Origin of the sequence: Brucella sp. NBRC 12953 (assembly GCF_040369775.1) — a bacterium.
Classification (GTDB): Bacteria; Pseudomonadota; Alphaproteobacteria; order Rhizobiales; family Rhizobiaceae; genus Brucella; species Brucella pseudogrignonensis.
In genome coordinates, this window is sequence record NZ_BAABSV010000002.1 from 290,012 (window position 1) to 308,497 (window position 18,486).

Here is an 18,486-nt window from a genome sequence, read left to right on the forward strand (position 1 = left end):
CCGTTTTGATTGAGTCAATCGAAATGCTCTATCCATTTGTTTTTACGCGCATCTTGTTCCGAAAACCGCTTCGCACTTTTCGGGATGCGCTCTAATAAAAAAGCCCCGGAAATCCGGGGCTTTTTCTTAAAGTATATAAAAGTGGCTGACCGCCATCCCCCCAGTCCGGCTATGACGCTCAACTCTGACAAACCATCACTGCAGGACCACCCAGTGTCAGACATTCGTATCTTGTCCGCTCGTGCGATCATCGTGCCGTTTCAGCCAAGTGATGCGAGCGAAGTGTTTTCCTGTATCTCTCTCGAGATTACGCGGTTTATGTCGTGGGAGCCGCCATCAACTGCAGCCGACTTTGCAGAAATATGGCGGGCTTGGCTGCCCGCTATTGAAGAACGCTCAGAGCTTCATCTGGTGGCGCGAGACCGAGTTAATGGCAGGTTTCTTGGAATCGTTAGCCTGCACGCGATGAAATCAGGCAAGCCGGAGCTTGGAATATGGCTCCGAAGCGAAGTTCATGGAAACGGATTTGGCCGGGAATTTGTTGGAGCAGTAGCCACATGGGCAAGCAAAAACGTCCCGGTCGAGTATTTCGAATATCCGGTTGCGGAAGAGAACCTTCCCAGCAGGCGGATTGCCGAGGCGCTTGGTGGACATATCGCTGAGCGGCGGGAAAATCCAAAGTATCGCTCGGTCGTTTATCACATACCACCGATCACATAAGAGAAAGGGCCGTAGTTGCTTGCAACCCGGCCCCTCCAAAGAATTTCTGACTAGTTGGCGTGTTTATTCGCCGCGACGTTTCTTGCTGAAGCCGCCGTCACCAAACTTCTTGCCGTCCTTCTTGAAACCATCTTTCTTGAAGTCGCCCTTCGGCTTCGACCAGCTGCCCTTTGCGCCGTCACGGGCATTATCACGGTTGCCATCGCGCGGGCCATCACGGAAATCGCTCTTGAACTTGTCGCCGCGTGGCTTGAAGTTGCCCTTGCCTTCGCGTGGAGAAGCATCGCCACCAGCGCCTGCAACAGCGTTACGGATCACAAGACCCTTTTCTCCGGTGCCGCGTTCTTCGACCGAGCGGCGGAACTCATCAGCCTTGGCTGCTGTGATTTCGAAACGGGTTTCGTTGTCGAAAATCTTGATCGAACCGACATCACGCTTCGATACGTCACCTGCCTTGCAGATGAGCGGCAGAAGCCATTTTGGATCGGCGCGATGCTTGCGACCGGCGGAAACGGAGAACCACACGCCATCAAACGACGAATTACGATCAAAGCGTTCACCTGGTTCGCCACGTTCACGGCGATCACTGCGTTCAAAGCGGTCGCCGTGATCACCACGGTCAGAACGTTCGCGTGGCTTCTTGCCGCCAACCGGATGCACAGGTGCATCGGAAACTTCTTCTGCTGCCGGATAGGAAGCGACTTCGCGGTTCAAAAACGCAGCTGCGATCTGTTCCGGCGTGTAACGCTCGGTGAGAGCTTTCAGCAGATCCTGATATTCTTCTTCAACCGGCTGGCTGAAAACGTCTGCATTCAAAATGCGTTCATTGGTCTTCGCCTGAACAGCAGCGATGCTTGGTGCAGAAATGGTCTGCGCATCAAGCTTGGCCATATGCAGAAGACGTTCTGCAGTGCGGCGACGCGAGAACGGAACAACCAGAACACAGGTGCCCTTACGGCCTGCACGACCGGTACGGCCCGAACGATGCAGCATGGTTTCCGGGTTATTCGGAAGATCGGCATGGATAACCAGATCAAGGTTCGGCAGATCGATACCGCGTGCAGCAACGTCGGTAGCAACGCAAACACGGGCACGGCCATCACGCATTGCCTGCAATGCATTGTTGCGTTCTGCCTGGCTCAGTTCACCCGACAGCGCCACAACCGCAAAACCGCGATTGGAAAGGCGGCTTGCCATGTGCTTTACCGCTTCGCGGGTCGAGCAGAAGATGATCGAATTCTGTGAATCGTAATAGAGCAGCGCGTTGATGATCGCGTGGTCGCGCTCATGTGGCGGCACCGGCATAGCGACATAGTCGATGTCAGCGTGCTGGCTGGTTTCGCTCTGAACAGTCAGACGCAGAGCGTCATTCTGGAAGCGCTTGGCAAGCTGGGCAATTGGCTTAGGCACCGTTGCCGAGAACATCAATGTACGACGATCTTCCGGCGCTTCACCGAGAATAAATTCAAGGTCTTCACGGAAGCCCATGTCGAGCATTTCGTCCGCTTCATCGAGCACGACGACGCGCAGTTGCGACATATCAAGCGCATTGCGGGTGATATGGTCGCGAAGGCGACCTGGGGTGCCGACAACGATGTGCGATCCGCGTTCAAGCACACGGCGTTCGGAACGGATATCCATGCCACCAACGCAGGATGCGATGGTTGCGCCGGTGTCTGCATAAAGCCATTCCAGTTCGCGACGAACCTGCAATGCCAGTTCACGCGTAGGTGCAATAATCATGGCAAGAGGTGCTTCTGGACGGCTAAAGCGCAGTTCACCTTCGAGAAGCGTATTAGCCATAGCAAGGCCAAACGCTACCGTCTTGCCCGATCCGGTCTGTGCGGAAACGAGAAGATCGGCATCCAGCGTTTCTGGAGCCAGAACGGCTTCCTGAACAGCAGTGAGTGTAGTGTAACCACGAGCGGCTAATGCTCCGGAAAGAGCCGGAGCGATTGTATCAGGCAGGGACATGAATAACTTTCACGAAAAAAGCTTCTCAAGCCGCATACCCAACGGTCGTGAACCTATCTGTCCACAACTCTCCTGACGACTAACGAAGCACCATAATTAGCGCCTACCTATAGGCTTGCGCCTCTCAGGTCAACAGGGTGAGCGCTCTAGAGCGCAATTCGATCCGATCAAACCGGAACGGCGCTCTAGTCTTTTTTGACGCGCATTTGACCCAAAAAACGTTTCACAATTTTTGGAATGCGCTTTTAATGCGCCTCATCCCAGTTATGTGCAGCCCTTGCATCCACCTGTAATGGTACAGAAAGCGCCACTGCAGGCATGGCCGCATTTTCCATAACATGGCGCACGACAGGAATTGTCTTTTCGACCTCGCCTTCAGGTACTTCAAAGATCAATTCATCGTGGACTTGTAACAGCATACGGGCTGCAAGCTTCTCATCCGCCAGTGCATTTTCCATACGGATCATGGCGCGGCGAATGACATCGGCAGCCGAACCCTGAATAGGTGCATTGATTGCCGCACGTTCATTGAAGGCGCGCACCTGCGGATTGGAAGCCCGAATATCAGGATAGTGCGCCCGACGGCCGAAAATCGTTTCGACATAGCCATGTTCGCGCGCGAAAGCCTTGGTCGCTTCCATATAGTCTTTGATGCCGGGGAAGCGTTCGAAATAGGTACGGATATATTGCCCTGCTTCTTCACGCGGAATGGAAAGCTGGTTGGCAAGACCAAAAGCCGAAATGCCGTAGATGATACCGAAATTGATCGCCTTGGCACGGCGGCGCACTTCGGACGGCATACCTTCAACGGGTACACCGAACATTTCAGAAGCGGTCATGGCATGAATATCAATGCCATCGGCAAAAGCTTGTTTCAGCTGCGGAATATCAGCGACGTGTGCCAGCACACGCAATTCGATCTGGCTGTAATCGGCAGAGATAAGCTTGTTGCCCGGTTCTGCAATAAAAGCCGTTCTGATCTTGCGGCCTTCAGCTGTACGAACTGGAATATTCTGCAGGTTCGGCTCAGATGAAGACAGGCGTCCGGTCGAGGTGGACGCCATGGCATAAGACGTATGCACGCGCTTTGTCTGCGGATGAATATATCCCGGCAGCGCATCCGTGTAGGTGGATTTAAGCTTCGTCAGCTGGCGCCAATCGACGATCTTGCGCGGCAGAGGCAAACCTTCAGCAGCCAGATCTTCCAGAACTTGCGCAGAGGTCGACCATTGACCGGTTTTGGTCTTGGATGCACCCGGCAAACCCATCTTGCCAAAAAGAATATCGCCAAGCTGCTTGGGCGATCCGATATTGAATTTTTCACCGGCAAGTTCGTAAATTTCGTCTTCATAGCGTGCAGCAGATTGTGCGAGATCACCCGACAGGCGCGAAAGAACCTGACGGTCAACCGAGATGCCGCGCTCTTCCATGCGAGCAAGCACATCGACCAACGGACGCTCTAAACGTTCATAAACCGAGGCCAAACCTTCTGCCGCAAGACGCGGCTTCAGCACTTGCCAAAGACGCAGCGTGACATCGGCATCTTCTGCGGCATAAGCGGTTGCGCGATCAATATCGACCATATCAAAGGTAACAGCGCTTTTGCCGCTGCCCGCCACATCCTTATAAGCGATTGGCGTATGGCCCAGCCAGCGCTCGGACAACGGATCCATGCCATGACCGCCGGTGCCCGCATCCAACACATAGGAAATCAGCATTGTGTCATCGAAAGACACGGTGTTGATCCCGTGACGGCGCATGACCAGCCAGTCATATTTCATGTTCTGTGCGATTTTGAGAACGGATTTGTCCTCAAGAACGGCCTTCAAAGCATTAAGCGCTGCGTCTAAAGGAATTTGCCCCTCGATCATGCCGCCACCAAGCAGATCGCCTGCGCCGGATTTGTGCTGGAGCGGGATATAGGCAGCTCTGCCCGGAGCCAAAGCCAATGAGAAACCAATGAGTTCGGCCTGCATCGGATCAAGCGAATTGGTTTCGGTATCGAAAGCGACAAGGCCAGTCTCGACAGCCTCTGCGAGCCACTTATTCAGCGCCGGAAGATCGCGAATGCAGGTATAGGCCGTGGTGTCGATCTTCTGTGCAAGCGCCGTCGCTGCTCGGCTTTCAGCCAGTGCTTTCGGCGTGTAGCCACTTGCATCAGATGCTTCGGCAGCAACAGAAATATCCGATGAAGCAGCTTCTGACTTTGCAGGTACATCGACATCGGGACCGTGCGCATCTGCACCCCACTCGGTTTCAATGTGGCAAGGCTCAACAGCCGAGGCATCCGTATCCGTTGCTTCTGCCACGCGACGGGTGAGCGTTGTGAAATCCAGCGCTTTCAGGAAGCCAATGAGCTTCGGCCCGTTCTGCGGTTCCAGCACCAAACCATCGAGATCAACTTCGAGCGGCACATCGGTCTTGAGCGTGACGAGTTCACGCGCAATCTTGGTCTGATCGGCAAAGGCGATGATGTTTTCGCGGCGTTTGTTCTGCTTAATCTCGGAAGCGCGCGCGAGCAGCGTATCAAGATCGCCAAACTCTTCCAGCAATTGCGCAGCGGTCTTCGGGCCGATGCCCGGAATGCCCGGAACATTATCGGTGCTGTCGCCGGTCAGCGATTGCAGGTCGATCATTTTTTCAGGCGGGACACCCCATTTTTCGATCACTTCCGGGATCGAAATCTGCTTGTCCTTCATGCCATCATACATCGACACCTGTGGCGTCACGAGCTGCATCAAGTCTTTGTCGGAAGAAACAATGGTAACATCGCCACCCGCGGCCTCGGCCAGACGCGCATAGGTCGCGATCAGATCGTCGGCTTCAAAACCTTCTTTTTCGATGCAAGGCAGATTGAAAGCACGCGTTGCCTGACGGATCAGGCCGAATTGCGGGATCAGGTCTTCCGGCGGCGCGGTGCGATTGGCCTTATATTCGGGGTAGATTTCCTTGCGGAAGGTCTGCGACGAATAATCGAAAATGACCGCAAAATGCGTTGGCACCACACCGACATCGGTGCTGCGCGCATCCTTCAACAGCTTCCACAGCATGTTGCAGAAACCAGACACGGCCCCGACCGGCAAGCCGTCCGTCTTACGGGTCAGCGGTGGCAGGGCATGATAGGCACGGAAAATATAGCCCGAGCCGTCAACGAGGAAGAGATGATCGCCTTTTTTCATGGCTTAGAATTAAAGGAAACCAAGCGTAATGAAAACCGGCCTTGTGTCAGGAGAAACAAGTGTCCACCGTTGGATTGCTGACAAGCCGGTTTTCTTGCACGAAGCTATTCCAAATCTTCCTGAATGAACGTGCCAGACACATGAATGTCTATCATCTCCAGCAGACCGGGACCGACATTCACATATTTGTGCGGAATATTGGCTCCGCCAAATACGACACTGCCTTCATCGGCCTCGAATTGCTCTTCGCCAACCGTAAATAGAGCCCGGCCTTTGCGGACGATAAAAATCTCATCATAGGGATGACGATGCAGTCTTGGTCCCCGTCCTGCCTCTTCTGTCGCATAGAACATGACCGAAGCGCCTGCACCGAACACATTGCCTTCAAACTCACCGTGCCACTTGCCCGGCGTCTTCTCCCAGTCCTTCTTGCTGAGCATTGTAATCTTGGTCATAAGTGCCTCCATCCTCACGCAATTTCCGATTAATACGGATAACGGATTACACACGACAAGGTAACGTTTATGTTACGAATTTGTAATCTTTAATGCCCTTGAATAGCCACAGTTGAAGGGCCAAATCTCGCTCATCGACAGTACGTCGGTCGCCGGTTTTCTGACCCGTCCCCCGTTGGATACCGGTTGTTGGCTACAGCCTCATTCCCCTCTCCGGGCTGTAGCTTTTGAGTGTAGTGATATGGCCGTTGTGGTAACCCCCTCACCACAACGGCCAATTCATTTTCAGCTCTCAGTTTTGCGTTCAAATTGGGTTTCTTCTTCGGGTTGCTGGTTGTAGTGTGCGATCAGTTTTACGACTCGTCAGGAAGTATCCATGTCCGCGCAATCACTCGATAAAGTCCTCAATTATCTCGACACAAATCTCGACAAAAGCATCGATCATCTGTTCGATCTTCTGCGTATCAAGTCGATTTCGACCGATCCAGCTTACAAGGCCGATTGCCGTAAGGCTGCCGAATGGCTGGTCGAGGACCTCAAGTCCATTGGTTTTGATGCGAGTGTACGCGACACGCCGGGCCATCCAATGGTTGTTGCTCATCACGAAGGCGCTACGGCTGATGCGCCGCATGTGCTCTTTTACGGCCATTATGATGTGCAGCCGGTTGATCCGCTCAACCTTTGGGAAAACGATCCGTTTGAGCCAGCCATCAAAGATGTCGGTAATGGTCGCAAAATCCTGACCGGTCGTGGCACATCCGACGACAAGGGTCAGTTGATGACCTTTGTTGAAGCCTGCCGCGCCTATAAGGCCGTCAACGGCAACCTGCCTGTAAAAGTGACCCTGCTGTTTGAAGGCGAAGAAGAATCCGGTTCGCCTTCGCTCAAGCCGTTCCTTGACGCTCATAAAGAAGAGTTAAAGGCCGATGTGGCGCTCGTCTGCGACACCGCCATGTGGAACGAAGAAACACCAGCTATCAGCGTCGGCCTTCGCGGTCTGGTTGGCGAGGAAATCGTCATCAAGGCCGCTGACCGCGATCTGCATTCGGGTTTCTTCGGCGGCGCTGCTGCCAACCCGATCCATATTCTCGCAAAAATCCTTGCTGATCTGCATGATGAAACCGGCCGCGTCACGGTGCCTGATTTTTATGAAGGTGTTGAAGAAACGCCGTCGCAGATTTTGCAGTCATGGGAAAGCCTTGGCCGCACGGCTGAAAACTTCCTTGGCCCAATTGGTCTTTCGGTCCCTTCGGGCGAAAAAGGCCGCAGCGTTCTCGAACTGACCTGGGCGCGCCCAACTGCGGAAGTCAACGGCATCACCGGCGGCTATACCGGCGAAGGTTTCAAGACGGTAATCGCGGCAGAGGCTTCGGCCAAGGTTTCGTTCCGTCTCGTCCACAAGCAGGATCCGGTGAAAATCCGCGAAGCGTTCCGAGCTTTCGTGCAGGAACGTCTGCCAGCCGATTGCTCGGTCGAGTTCCACCCGCATGGTGGCTCGCCAGCCATTCAGCTGCCTTATGACTCGCCACTGGTTTCCAAAGCCAAGGATGCGCTTTCCGATGAATGGCCGAAGCCAGCCGTACTGATCGCCATGGGCGGATCGATCCCGATTGTCGGTGACTTCGATAAGTTCCTCGGCATGGAATCTTTGCTCGTTGGCTTTGGTCTTGAAGATGACCGTATTCATTCGCCGAACGAAAAATATGAGCTGAATTCTTTCCATAAGGGCCAGCGCTCTTGGGCAAGAATTATGGCGGCTATCGCTGCCAAGTAAGACAGATGCTTATGGCGGCGAAAGCCGCCAAATAAGGAAGACCAAATGACCATCCGTTTTCACAAGAACGACCTGCCCAACCTAGAAAATTATCAGGTTGATGCTGTTGCTATCGATACTGAAACGCTCGGTCTTAATCCGCATCGCGACAGACTTTGCGTGGTTCAGATTTCACCCGGTGACGGAACAGCAGACGTGATCCAGATTGAAGCTGGTCAGAAGAAGGCACCTAATCTGGTCAAGCTTCTGAAAGATCGCTCGATCACCAAGATCTTTCACTATGGACGCTTCGATCTGGCGGTATTGGCACATACGTTCGGCACCATGCCGCAGCCGGTTTTCTGCACAAAGATCGCGTCGAAACTGACACGCACCTATACGGATCGCCATGGTCTGAAAGAAATCTGCAACGAACTTCTCGATGTTTCGATTTCCAAGCAGCAACAATCATCCGACTGGGCAGCGGAAGTGCTTTCGCAGGCCCAGCTGGATTATGCAGCCTCTGACGTGCTTTATCTGCATCGATTAAAAGCCGTCTTTGAAAAGCGTCTGGAACGCGATGGGCGTGCAAAGCAGGCTGAAGCCTGTTTCAAATTCCTGCCAACGCGGGCCGAACTCGATCTGATGGGCTGGCCAGAGCAGGATATCTTCGCTCACTCATAAAGCATCAGACAGTGGCATGAGAGATAGCTCTCTCATGCCATTTTCTTTAACGCGCATCCTGCCCGAAAGCCGTTTCACACTTTTCGGGATGCGCTTGAGCCGCCGTTTTCTTCTGCGGGGCGCGATCAATATAAGCCCATGCCGGACGCCGGAACAGGAACTGACCGTAGCCAGTCCATTGAATGAGCCCATAAAGAATAACCGGGCCAATCACACCGCTTGCCGTTGTCAGCAGCGAAACGGTTCCCACATCAAGAAAGCCGATCTTCAGAAGAACAGTGCGCGCAATCGCCATAGGCAAGAAGAAGGCCAGATAAACGACAATTGAATGCGCTCCGAGCCAGCTCAATCCACGATGCAGCCAGTTTTGACCGGAAAGCAGGCTTAGAAGCGATGAAGTCGAAATAATCGCCAGCGCTCCTATCAAACCAAGCAGGAGCGAAACAATGGGAAGATCACTGACCGCTCCTCGCTCGTTCAAAAGATCACCAGCAGGTGTGATAAGCGATGCGAGGCTTTCCGGCACAGGCATGAAGACCAGCTTATATTCTATGAGCGCCCAGATCAGCAGCCCAACCAAGCCCACGAGGGGGCGCTGACGCAGCCAGTCGGCAATGCGAAAAATCCAAGGTGCGAAAGCATAGCCCGCAAAAAAATAGACAAATCGAGAGCAAAACTCGTCAATCATCACCCAGCCAGTGTGAATTGGTAAAATCTCCAAGGCCGCCAGAATTGCAAATGTCACGCCGATAGGGACCCGCTTTAACAGACGCGTTCCGATGAAGAACACTGGCAGAATATAAATGAACCAAAGCGTTCCGAACGGCTCGATGAAAGCCATCAGATAGGCTTCGATGACGCCGGAAGCCCCCGCCTCACTCGCAATAGCTGGTGCCTTGAATGCAAACTGGATCGAGAGCCAAAGAACATAGAAATAAAGGAAATGCACGACCTTGCGGTCAAGATAGCGCATCCATGGTCTGTCGATGACGAGGCTCAGAAACAAACCGGATATCATGAAAAAGTCGGGCATTCTGAACGGCTTAGCGAATGCTACGACGTAATGCATCCAGCCCTGCTCCGCTGCTGCCTTTTCAACACCCAGCGTTGAATGCATCATGACAACGAAGATGATGCATATGCCCTTGGCTATATCGACCCAATCGATCCGCTGCCCTGCACCCATAGCCCCACCCATTCTATTCTCTGCACCCTGGAATGCTGCAGCCGATAATCAGATATCACGACTTTAAACACAGTTGCGAAACCGTAAGATTTTGATAACCTTAATACGCAGCTTTTCATAGCAATCACGTTTATGTGCGCAACTTTTGCGACAATTAAGCGACTGTGGCCTTCTTGCTACAGACTCTTGTGAGCAATGGCTTATATTAAATTCAACAGATTTTAGAACTCCCCGTTCTCCATTGGAGGTTTATTATGAAGCTCAAGTCTCTTCTTCTCGCATCAACTGTTGCTCTGCTTGCTGCAACTGGCGCAAAGGCAGCTGACGCTATCATCGCCGAAGAACCAGCTCCGGTTATCGTCGCTCCGACCTTTACCTGGAACGGTGCATATATTGGTGGCCAGATTGGTTATGGCTGGGGTAAGTCGCGCTTCGACACTGATGGCTTCGACCTCGGCAACGTCAAGCCAGATGGTTTCCTCGGCGGCCTGTATGCTGGCTACAACTTCGATCTGGGCAACAGTGTTGTTCTCGGTATCGACGGTGACGTGACCTACAACAACCTCAAGGATAGCGCATCAATCTTTGATGCAGCTGGCGTAGATACTGGTGTTAGCCTTGAAAGCAAGCTTCGCTGGTCGGGTGCCGTTCGTGCTCGCGCTGGTTACGCAGTTGACCGCTTCCTGCCTTATATCGCAGGTGGTGTTGCATTCGGTAGTGTCAAGAACAGCCTCGACAATGGCATTGATAGCGTTTCGCAGAGCAAGACCCTCACCGGCTGGACCGCTGGCGCAGGTATCGACTATGCAGCGACTGACAATGTCATCGTTCGTCTCGAATATCGTTATACCGATTACGGCCACAAGGATTTCGACTTCGGCGTTCCTGATGCTGGCGTTCGCGACAAGTTCAAGACCAACGAAGTTCGTCTCGGCGTCGCGTACAAGTTCTAATCTGATTTATTCAGATCGACTTCTCTGGAAAGGCTCCGCAATGCGGGGCCTTTTCTTTTTGCGCTCAATTCAGTGCTTTTTTGTTAATGACAAATTTACCCCCCTTTAAACTGCCGCATTTACCCTTCAGGCGATAAACGTCCTCGATATATACGGGTTGATGATTTAAGCGGGTTACAAACCAGTACCCGATGAACAGGTGGGCGGATCAAGAACGATATGGCATCGCGAGACGGCAGAAACGGACGCATCGAACCTTCCTTCGGCAAGCCGGAGGAAAAGGAAGAGGACGTGTTTCGCGTCGACGAGGAGGAGCGCATGGCCCGCCCGCAACGGAAAAGCAAGCCATCGAAAGATCGCGAACCACGCGGGTCAAGCCGCAAGCCAAAAAAGCGTGGCGGCTTTTTCGGCTTTGTTCGCCGCGCTTTCTACTGGTGTCTGGTGCTCGGCCTATGGGGTGGCATCGCATTCGCCGGTATGCTTGTCTATTTTGCGGCCAAGATGCCACCGACAACCGACTGGACTATTCCGGATCGTCCGCCGAATGTGCGTATCGTTGATGTCGGAGGCAATCTGATTGCCAATCGTGGCACCACCGGCGGTGAAGCCGTCGGCCTGCATGAAATGTCGCCATTTATTCCGCAAGCCGTCATGGCGATCGAAGATCGCCGTTTCATGTCACATTTCGGTATCGATCCAATCGGTCTGGCGCGTGCAATTGTAACCAACGTGACCTCCGGCCGCGCGGTTCAGGGTGGCTCGACACTGACCCAGCAGCTTGCCAAGAACCTGTTCCTTTCACCGGACCGCACACTGGAACGTAAGGTGCAGGAAGTGATGCTCGCTCTCTGGCTTGAGCATAAATATACCAAAGAGCAGATCTTGGAGATGTATCTGAACCGGGTTTATCTCGGTTCTGGAGCCTATGGCGTCGATGCTGCGTCACGCCGCTATTTCGGAAAGTCCGCCAAGGACGTAAATCTAATGGAAGCGGCAACCCTTGCCGGTCTTCTCAAGGCGCCTTCACGTCTTTCGCCCGCACGCGACCCGGAAGCAGCAAGCGCTCGTGCCAAGCTTGTGCTTGGTGCCATGCGTGAAGAAGGCATGATCGATGACCGTCAGGTGGCGATTGCGGAAAGCGAGCCACCGGCGCGCGCAGCCTCTTACTGGCAGGGTTCTGAAAACTATTTTGCCGACCGCGTTGTAGCCGAAATTCCAGCGCTCATCGGCGAGACTAAAACCGACATCACCGTTGAAACCACCGTTGATCTCAATCTGCAACGCGCCGGTGAAGAAGCAATCAAGGATCAAATTACTGCAAACGGCAAGAAGATGAATGTGAGCCAGGGAGCGCTCGTTTCCATCGATGGTACGGGTGCAGTGCGCGCATTGGTTGGTGGCTATGATTATGCCGCCAGCCAGTTCGACCGCGTTACCGATGCACGTCGTCAGCCCGCCTCTTCATTCAAGCCTTTCGTCTATCTGACTGCGCTGGAGCAGGGCCGCACGCCGGATTCCGTGCGCAATGATGCGCCAGTGCGGATTGGTAAATGGACGCCGAGCAACGACAACGGCAAATATATGGGTGAAGTGACACTGGCGACCGCATTGTCCCACTCGCTTAATTCCGTTTCAGCACAGCTCGTGATGGAAGTCGGCCCGCAGACCGTGATCGACACTGCCCATCGCCTCGGCGTTCAGTCGAAGCTCGAACCCAATGCTTCGCTCGCACTTGGCACTTCGGAAGTCTCTCTGCTTGAGCTGGCCGATGCCTATGTGCCGTTCGCCAATGGTGGCTATCGTGCGCCGGTCTATTTCATCACCAAGATTACGGATTCGGAAGGTAAGGTTCTCTATCAAAGACAGGATGGCGTCGGCCCGCGTGTGATTGATGAGCGCAATGTCGGCATGATGAATGCAATGCTGCGCAAGACAGTGGAAGACGGCACCGCAAAACGCGCCGCTTTTGGCTGGCCAGCTGCGGGCAAAACCGGGACAAGCCAGAATTTCCGCGATGCTTGGTTTGTCGGCTATACCGCCAATCTCACCACAGGTGTCTGGTTCGGCAATGATGACGGCAAGGGCATGAAGCGCGTCTTCGGCTCGACATTGCCTGTCGCCGCATGGAAAACCTTTATGAAGGAAGCCCATAAGGGCGTGCCTGTTGCGGAACTGCCCGGCCATTACGACATTCAGAACATCGTACCGGGCGGCAGCGACGGTATAGATCCGAACAACCCATATGAACCGGGTATGATTCCGCAGGGTGGCTATGGCGACCAGCCAATGGCTGGCAATGGCGATGATGGCTATTGGCCACCAGCACCCGACTCCCCTGCCCGAAACACGGTTCAGCAGGGTCCGCAGCCCGGTACACCGGCCAATTATCCGGTCAATGACAATGGCGCACCATTGCCTCCGGGCGATGTCGGCGGACAGCAGCCGCAACAGAACCGTGACTCAACCACGCTTCTCGATATCATCATGGGCAATTCGCAGTAGTATTTTCTTAGAGAGCCGTGCGCCCTTCCGGGCGCACAAAGGTCGCTCTAAAACTTTATATTTACAGCATAATTTTACCTTAAACTGATCCAGGTTTAAGGAATTATGCTGTAGGGCCAGCTTAACTGTAACCGGCCCTTATCGCGATCAAGTGAAGCAGCCGACAGTCTGATTGTTTAAATCCGCTCGAAATCCTGAGCGGCTTAGTCTATTCAAAGATTGAGAGTGAGGTTGTCATGTCTACAGTTTCCCCAACCGATACGTCCCGGTCTGATACTCCCAAGGCAGATACGGAACGTAAAACCCTTGTTCTGACAGGGGCAAGCCGTGGCATTGGTCATGCGACGGTTAAGCGTTTTTCGCGCGCTGGCTGGCGCGTCATCACCTGCTCGCGTCAGGATTTCGCTGAGAATTGTCCGTGGCCAGCGGGACCGGAAGATCACATCAAGGTTGACCTTGCGGATCAGGAAGACGTGGGCAAAGCCATTGCTGAAATCCGCCGCCGCCTTGAGGCTAATGGCAGCAAGCTGCACGCGCTCGTCAACAATGCAGGTATTTCGCCAAAGGCAGAGGGTGGAAAGCGCCTGAACTCGATTGAAACGCCGATGGCTGTGTGGCGCGACGTGTTTCAGGTGAACTTCATGGCGCCCATCATGCTGGCGCGAGGCCTGTTCAAGGAGCTTGAAGCTGCGCAAGGCTCGGTGGTCAACGTGACGTCGATTGCCGGAAGTCGCGTTCATCCTTTTGCTGGCACGGCTTATGCGACCTCGAAGGCAGCTCTTGCAGCGCTCACGCGTGAAATGGCGTCGGATTTCGGTCCGCATGGCATTCGCGTCAATGCGATTGCTCCGGGTGAGATCGATACCGCCATTCTATCACCCGGTACGGATAAACTTGTCGAACAATTGCCGATGCGTCGTCTTGGCAAGACGTCAGAAGTGGCCGAGACAATCTACTATCTTTGCTCCGAAGCCTCGTCTTATGTGACAGGATCGGAAATCCATATCAATGGCGGCCAGCACGTCTGATGATTTTTCAAAAGCGCGGCGTTGAATAACACCGCGCTTTTGTGCTTACTTTCTCTTCAATCGATTTAACAGCTGAGTTGACCCATGATCCTATGCTGCGGTGAAGCCCTGATCGACATGCTGCCACGCGAAACTGCGGCGGGAGAGACAGCCTTTTTACCACTCGCGGGTGGCTCTGTTTTCAACTCAGCCATCGCGCTCGGTCGATTGAATGTCCCGACGGGTTTCTTTTCCGGGCTTTCGTCGGATTTTTTCGGTGAAGTGCTGCGCGACGCGCTTGCGCGCTCCAACGTTGATTATTCCTATTCCGCCATTTCAGACCGTCCGACGACACTCGCTTTCGTACGACTGGTGGACGGACAGGCCCGCTACGCCTTTTATGATGAGAACACAGCGCTGCGGATGCTTTCCGAGGGCGACATCCCGCTGATCGACGACAATATCAACGCCATGTTGTTCGGCTGTATCAGCCTGATTTCAGAGCCATGCGGGAGTGTCTATGAAGCACTGATGACGCGGGAAGCCAAGAACCGCGTGATGTTCCTCGATCCGAATATCCGCTCCGGCTTTATCACGGACCGTGAAAAGCATCTTGCTCGTATGAAACGAATGATTGCCCTTTCCGATATCGTGAAGCTTTCGGATGAAGATCTCGACTGGTTTGGCGAAAAAGGCAGCCATGACGAGATTGCGTCGCGTTGGCTTGAGCTTGGGCCCAAACTGATCGTCATCACCAAAGGTGCCCATGGTGCGGATGCCTACACGGCAAACGCGACTGTTCGCGTGCCCGGCGTTAAAGTGGATGTGGTGGATACGGTTGGCGCTGGTGACACTGTCAATGCGGGTATTCTCGCAAGCCTCAACGATCAGGGCGTGTTGAGCAAGCAAGCAATCGCAAAACTCGACGAAGATCAGATCCATGCCGCCGTTGCGCTTGGTGTGCGAGCAGCCGCGGTTACGGTTTCTCGCGCAGGTGCCAATCCACCGTGGGCGGCGGAAATGCGGGATTGATTTCCCGATGTTAGGGGCCGATTCTGCATTTCCATAACAGGAAGGCACAACATGGCTCAGAACATTTATGATCGTGCGGACTTTTTCACCGCCTATAGCGAGCTGCCGCGCTCTGTGTATGGTCTGGATGGCGCGCCCGAATGGCCCTATGTGCGATCAATCCTGCCAGATCTTAATGGCCTGGACATTGCCGATCTCGGCTGTGGCTTCGGCTGGTTTTCACGTTTTGCCCGTGAACAGGGTGCCGCGTCTGTCACCGGATATGATCTTTCAGAGAATATGCTTGAACGTGCGCGCAAGGAAACGCGAGACGAGGCTATCCGCTACGTGCAGGCGGATATGGAAGCTTTGGAACTGCCGGAAGGCCGTTTCGATCTTGTTTATAGCTCGCTGGCCTTTCACTATATCCGGGATTTTCCGCGTCTCCTGACCACGATCAGCCGCGCCTTGCGTGCAAACGGCCAATTCATTTTCACAATAGAACATCCGATTTTCATGGCACCCGCTAAACCCGGTTGGATGGAAGGCGAAAATGGGCAGAAACACTGGCCCATCGATCACTATGCCGTTGAAGGTGAACGGCGCACGGATTGGCTTGCTGATGGCGTCATTAAATATCACCGTCGCCTTAGCACGACCGTCAATGCCTTGATAAAGGCTGGCTTTGCAATCGCCAACCTTGAAGAATGGCGCCCGAGCGAAGAGCAGATCGCAGCCTGGCCCGCATTAGTAGACGAGCTGGAAAGACCGATGCTACTCATCGTCTCGGCAAATAAATAGCCGGGCAAGGAAACAACTCAAGGCTCCCCTGCCCTTGACCGGACGCATTTAGCGTCTTCTATTGGACAGGGGCGGGAGCGAATCGAATATAGGCGAAGGACAATTCATTGGACGTCTTGCGCATAGCAGCCTTCTCGCAAGGCAATCAGGGCGGCAATCCTGCCGGTGTCCTGATTTCTGAAAAACTTCCCTCAGCCGAGGAAATGCAAAAAATTGCCAAGGATGTTGGCTTTTCGGAAACGGCCTTTGCCATGCCCGAAGCCGGTAACTGGCGTGTGCGCTATTTTGCGCCTGAAACAGAAATACCCTTCTGCGGCCATGCCACGATTGCACTGGGTGCAGCGCTCGCCATGCGCGAGGGTGACGGACGCTTTTCCTTAAAGCTTAACCACGCCGAAATCAGCGTCGAAGGCCGCAAGGAAGGCGAGCTGTTTGCCGCCAGCCTGCAATCGCCGGGTACGCGCAACCGGGCCGCCACTGAAGTCGAAATCGAGCAGGCACTGGCCCTTTTCAACTATGAGAAGGATGATCTTGCGCCGGGCATTCCGCCGGCGCTGATCCATGCCGGAGCCGACCACATCGTGCTGCCTTTGCGCTCACGCGAAAAGCTCGCCTCGATGCATTACGATCTTTCGCGCGGTCGCGTGCTCATGAACCGTCAGGGCTGGACGACAATCCTGCTGATCATTTCCGAAACGCCGACGCGCTTCCACAGCCGCAATCCTTTTGCCTCGGGCGGGGTTTATGAAGACCCGGCAACGGGTGCTTCAACTGCCGCTTTCGCGGCTTATTTACGCGATCTCGGCTGGCCGCATGGTGGCTCTATTGAAGTCATTCAGGGCGAGGATATGGGTTCGCCATCGCATCTGCGCGCAGATATCGGAAATGAACGCGGCGGCTCAATCCGCCTTTCGGGTACAGCACGCCTGATGGAATAGTGAAACCGCAGCTCGTTACACGCGAACGAGCTGCTCCACCCGCTCTTCGTTTCCGAAGAATTTCAGATAACGCTCGACTTCTTTTGGATCGCCGGTTGCCTTTTGCGGATTGTCCGAAAGTTTAACCGCCGGGCGTCCGTTGGCGTCGATCACCTTACAAACGAGCGATATTGCCTTGAGGCCATGGATCGTTGTCGGCGCGCAACCGGCAAAGTCATTGGTGAGGTTCGTGCCCCAGCCAAAGCTCATGCGGACGCGGCCTTCAAAATGACGATAGGTTTCCTCAATCGTATCGACGTCGAGCGCATCCGAGAAAATCAGCAGTTTTTCGCGCGGGTCTTTGCCGCGCGATTTCCACCATTCAATGATGCGTTCGCCACCTTCAATGGGCGGGGCGCTGTCTGGACGGAAGCCGGTCCAGTCGGCAACCCAATCCGGTGCGTTGCGCAGAAAAGCAGCCGTGCCAAAGGCATCCGGCAGAACTATGAGAAGATTGCCGCCATAATAGCGGTTCCAGTCCTGCAACACGCGATAAGGTGCGGTGCGCAGTTCATCATCGGTGTTGGCAAGCGCTGCCAGCACCATCGGCAATTCATGCGCATTGGTGCCAAGCGCTTCGAGGTCATTGTCCATGGCCAAAAGCACATTGCTGGTTCCGGTAAAGGCATCACCGATACCTTCCTTCAGTGCTTCCACGCACCAGCGCTGCCACAGGAATGAATGGCGGCGACGTGTGCCGAAATCTGAAATCTTGAGGTCAGGCAGTTCGCGCAGTCGCTCGACCTTGCTCCACATCTTGGCTTTGGCGCGGGCATAAAGAACATCGAGCGAGAAAGGCCCGAGGTTTTTCATCGCTGCGCGCGAGCGAAGCTCATTGATGATGGCGAGTGCTGGAATTTCCCACATGGTCGTGTGCGACCACGGACCATGGAAATGCAGTTCATACTGGCCGTCCTTGCGGCGCAAATCATATTCCGGCAGCTGGAAATCATGCAGCCAGTTGAGAAACTCCGGCTGGAAAATCTGCTTGCGACCGTAAAAGCTGTTTCCCGCCAGCCAGATCATCTCTTTCTTGGTAAAGCGCAGCGTGCGTGCATGATCGAGTTGCGCGCGCAATTCGCCTTCATCAATCTCATCGGCAAGGCGCACGGACGTTGTGCGGTTGATGAGCGCGAAGGTTGCATCCACCTTGGGGTAAAGCCCCCAGATCATCTGCAACATCAGAAGTTTGTAGAAATCCGTGTCCAGCAAACTGCGGACAATCGGATCGAGCTTCCATGCGTGGTTAAAGACGCGCCGCGCGATATCGGTTTTGGCCATCAC

Annotated in this window: 14 protein-coding genes; 9 read left to right on the forward strand and 5 right to left on the reverse strand. The window is 54.1% G+C overall.

What is annotated here, in order from left to right; genetic code table 11:
- The first annotated feature begins 84 nt into the window (after positions 1 to 84).
- Positions 85 to 720, forward strand: a complete 636-nt coding sequence (locus ABWV94_RS05295; RefSeq protein WP_353412766.1) for a GNAT family N-acetyltransferase — start codon at positions 85 to 87, stop codon at positions 718 to 720.
- 63 nt (positions 721 to 783) lie between these two features.
- Here the strand turns inward: ABWV94_RS05295 and ABWV94_RS05300 are convergent, their stop codons facing one another.
- The 3 genes from ABWV94_RS05300 to ABWV94_RS05310 form a co-directional block, all read right to left on the reverse strand.
- Entirely contained in the window at positions 784 to 2,694 is a 1,911-nt protein-coding gene (locus tag ABWV94_RS05300; RefSeq protein ID WP_113496061.1) for a DEAD/DEAH box helicase, read from the reverse strand.
- Positions 2,695 to 2,939: 245 nt separating this feature from the next.
- Complete coding sequence (polA, locus tag ABWV94_RS05305; RefSeq protein ID WP_113496062.1) at positions 2,940 to 5,873, reverse strand: DNA polymerase I; 2,934 nt, start codon at positions 5,871 to 5,873, stop codon at positions 2,940 to 2,942.
- 104 nt (positions 5,874 to 5,977) lie between these two features.
- Positions 5,978 to 6,328, reverse strand: coding sequence for a cupin domain-containing protein (locus ABWV94_RS05310; protein ID WP_039859479.1), 351 nt, complete (start codon positions 6,326 to 6,328; stop codon positions 5,978 to 5,980).
- 376 nt (positions 6,329 to 6,704) lie between these two features.
- On the opposite strand from ABWV94_RS05310, the gene ABWV94_RS05315 reads away from it, so the two are divergent.
- Both ABWV94_RS05315 and ABWV94_RS05320 read left to right on the forward strand, forming a co-directional pair.
- Positions 6,705 to 8,102 carry a dipeptidase gene (locus ABWV94_RS05315; RefSeq protein WP_113496063.1) on the forward strand — a complete coding sequence of 466 codons (1,398 nt, stop codon included), beginning with the start codon at positions 6,705 to 6,707 and terminating at the stop codon, positions 8,100 to 8,102.
- Positions 8,103 to 8,147: 45 nt separating this feature from the next.
- The gene (locus ABWV94_RS05320) at positions 8,148 to 8,765 is read left to right on the forward strand and encodes a ribonuclease D (RefSeq protein WP_113496064.1); all 618 of its coding nucleotides are present in this window, start codon (positions 8,148 to 8,150) and stop codon (positions 8,763 to 8,765) included.
- Between the two features lie 46 nt (positions 8,766 to 8,811).
- On the opposite strand, the gene ABWV94_RS05325 is transcribed toward ABWV94_RS05320, so the two are convergent.
- A complete protein-coding gene (locus ABWV94_RS05325) occupies positions 8,812 to 9,963 on the reverse strand; it encodes an acyltransferase family protein (protein WP_353412770.1) in 1,152 nt (383 codons plus the stop codon).
- Between the two features lie 242 nt (positions 9,964 to 10,205).
- On the opposite strand from ABWV94_RS05325, the gene ABWV94_RS05330 reads away from it, so the two are divergent.
- The 6 genes from ABWV94_RS05330 to ABWV94_RS05355 all read left to right on the forward strand — a co-directional run bounded on the left by ABWV94_RS05330 (position 10,206) and on the right by ABWV94_RS05355 (position 17,163).
- Positions 10,206 to 10,904, forward strand: coding sequence for an outer membrane protein (locus ABWV94_RS05330; RefSeq protein WP_064320050.1), 699 nt, complete (start codon positions 10,206 to 10,208; stop codon positions 10,902 to 10,904).
- Between the two features lie 219 nt (positions 10,905 to 11,123).
- Positions 11,124 to 13,406: a transglycosylase domain-containing protein gene (locus tag ABWV94_RS05335; RefSeq protein WP_113496066.1), complete on the forward strand. Its 2,283-nt coding sequence runs from the start codon at positions 11,124 to 11,126 to the stop codon at positions 13,404 to 13,406.
- 236 nt (positions 13,407 to 13,642) lie between these two features.
- The gene (locus tag ABWV94_RS05340; RefSeq protein WP_007873153.1) at positions 13,643 to 14,434 is read left to right on the forward strand and encodes an SDR family NAD(P)-dependent oxidoreductase; all 792 of its coding nucleotides are present in this window, start codon (positions 13,643 to 13,645) and stop codon (positions 14,432 to 14,434) included.
- Between the two features lie 84 nt (positions 14,435 to 14,518).
- Complete coding sequence (locus ABWV94_RS05345) at positions 14,519 to 15,445, forward strand: carbohydrate kinase family protein (protein ID WP_113496067.1); 927 nt, start codon at positions 14,519 to 14,521, stop codon at positions 15,443 to 15,445.
- Positions 15,446 to 15,496: 51 nt separating this feature from the next.
- On the forward strand, positions 15,497 to 16,225 hold the full coding sequence (locus ABWV94_RS05350) for a class I SAM-dependent methyltransferase (RefSeq protein WP_007873149.1): 729 nt from the start codon (positions 15,497 to 15,499) through the stop codon (positions 16,223 to 16,225).
- 107 nt (positions 16,226 to 16,332) lie between these two features.
- Entirely contained in the window at positions 16,333 to 17,163 is an 831-nt protein-coding gene (locus ABWV94_RS05355) for a PhzF family phenazine biosynthesis protein (protein ID WP_353412773.1), read from the forward strand.
- 15 nt (positions 17,164 to 17,178) lie between these two features.
- On the opposite strand, the gene pncB is transcribed toward ABWV94_RS05355, so the two are convergent.
- Positions 17,179 to 18,483, reverse strand: a complete 1,305-nt coding sequence (pncB, locus tag ABWV94_RS05360; RefSeq protein WP_007873146.1) for a nicotinate phosphoribosyltransferase — start codon at positions 18,481 to 18,483, stop codon at positions 17,179 to 17,181.
- Positions 18,484 to 18,486: the final 3 nt, after the last annotated feature.

What these genes read in the sequence shown, in the direction of transcription:
- ABWV94_RS05295 (WP_353412766.1), top strand. Translation starts at nt 85, where the DNA reads ATGCGCTCTAATAAAAAAGCCCCGGAAATCCGGGGCTTTTTCTTAAAG.
- ABWV94_RS05300 (WP_113496061.1), bottom strand. Translation starts at nt 2,694, where the DNA reads ATGTCCCTGCCTGATACAATCGCTCCGGCTCTTTCCGGAGCATTAGCC.
- polA (WP_113496062.1), bottom strand. Translation starts at nt 5,873, where the DNA reads ATGAAAAAAGGCGATCATCTCTTCCTCGTTGACGGCTCGGGCTATATT.
- ABWV94_RS05310 (WP_039859479.1), bottom strand. Translation starts at nt 6,328, where the DNA reads ATGACCAAGATTACAATGCTCAGCAAGAAGGACTGGGAGAAGACGCCG.
- ABWV94_RS05315 (WP_113496063.1), top strand. Translation starts at nt 6,705, where the DNA reads ATGTCCGCGCAATCACTCGATAAAGTCCTCAATTATCTCGACACAAAT.
- ABWV94_RS05320 (WP_113496064.1), top strand. Translation starts at nt 8,148, where the DNA reads ATGACCATCCGTTTTCACAAGAACGACCTGCCCAACCTAGAAAATTAT.
- ABWV94_RS05325 (WP_353412770.1), bottom strand. Translation starts at nt 9,963, where the DNA reads ATGGGTGGGGCTATGGGTGCAGGGCAGCGGATCGATTGGGTCGATATA.
- ABWV94_RS05330 (WP_064320050.1), top strand. Translation starts at nt 10,206, where the DNA reads ATGAAGCTCAAGTCTCTTCTTCTCGCATCAACTGTTGCTCTGCTTGCT.
- ABWV94_RS05335 (WP_113496066.1), top strand. Translation starts at nt 11,124, where the DNA reads ATGGCATCGCGAGACGGCAGAAACGGACGCATCGAACCTTCCTTCGGC.
- ABWV94_RS05340 (WP_007873153.1), top strand. Translation starts at nt 13,643, where the DNA reads ATGTCTACAGTTTCCCCAACCGATACGTCCCGGTCTGATACTCCCAAG.
- ABWV94_RS05345 (WP_113496067.1), top strand. Translation starts at nt 14,519, where the DNA reads ATGATCCTATGCTGCGGTGAAGCCCTGATCGACATGCTGCCACGCGAA.
- ABWV94_RS05350 (WP_007873149.1), top strand. Translation starts at nt 15,497, where the DNA reads ATGGCTCAGAACATTTATGATCGTGCGGACTTTTTCACCGCCTATAGC.
- pncB (WP_007873146.1), bottom strand. Translation starts at nt 18,483, where the DNA reads ATGGCCAAAACCGATATCGCGCGGCGCGTCTTTAACCACGCATGGAAG.